Source organism: Mesorhizobium sp. M0048, from assembly GCF_040323405.1.
GTDB lineage: Bacteria > Pseudomonadota > Alphaproteobacteria > Rhizobiales > Rhizobiaceae > Mesorhizobium.
Genome location: NZ_JAMYUV010000131.1, coordinates 1 through 777, shown reverse-complemented (window position 1 = coordinate 777; position 777 = coordinate 1). Strand labels below are relative to the sequence as shown.

Genomic DNA, 777 nt, shown 5'->3' with positions numbered 1-777 from the left:
CCTGCGCCTCGAACAGCTCGTGGACGCACCGCTGCGACGGATAGGCCGCCGCCGTCCGGTTCAGATCCTCCAGCAGATAGGTGCGCTCGGCGGCCGGCAGGATATCCAGCTCCCGCACCGGCCTGTCGGGCGCCCGCTCCAGCGCCTCCGCCAATTGCTCGAGCACGTGCTGCATGTAGCCGCAGACCCGATCCGCAGACACCGGCTCCACCACCTGCGCCGTCAGGCCGAGCGCCTCGCCATAATCCTCCACCGACAGGGTCAGCGGATAGTTGGTGCGCTCCTCCCCGCCCAGCCATTCCACCCCGGACAGACCATCATCCGTGCCGGAGCCGGCCATGGCCGCCGGCGTGTTGTGACGGTAGTTCAACAGCGCGCTGAACAGCGGCGCCGGCGCCGCAACGCCGCTGCAGCGTTGCGCCAGCGCCAGCGAGGCATGCTCGTGCGCCAGCAGCTCGGAAAGCCGCGCATGCGTGGTCCGCACGCTCGCCGCGACCCCGGTTCCGTCCAGGTCAAGCCGCACAGGCAGGGTGTTGATGAACAGGCCCAGCGCCCGGTCGGCGCCCGCACCCGCATGCATGCGGCCGAACAGCACCGTGCCGAACACCACCTGCTCTCGCCCGCTGCTGCGCGCCACCACCTGACCCCAAGCCAGATGGCACAGGCTGGCCAGGCTCACCCCCAGCCGCCGCGCCTGCTCCCGCAGCCGATCGTTGAGCGCCTGCGGCAGCATCCGCCGCGCCTCGCCGACCCCGCTGCCGTCGCCGCGCACCTCGC

The 777-nt window shown here is 71.8% G+C and carries 1 protein-coding gene; it reads right to left on the bottom strand.

Annotated features, from left to right (window positions below; translation table 11 throughout):
* On the bottom strand, positions 1–777 hold a 777-nt coding region (locus tag NKJ84_RS33060), incomplete at both ends, for a condensation domain-containing protein (protein WP_352510013.1).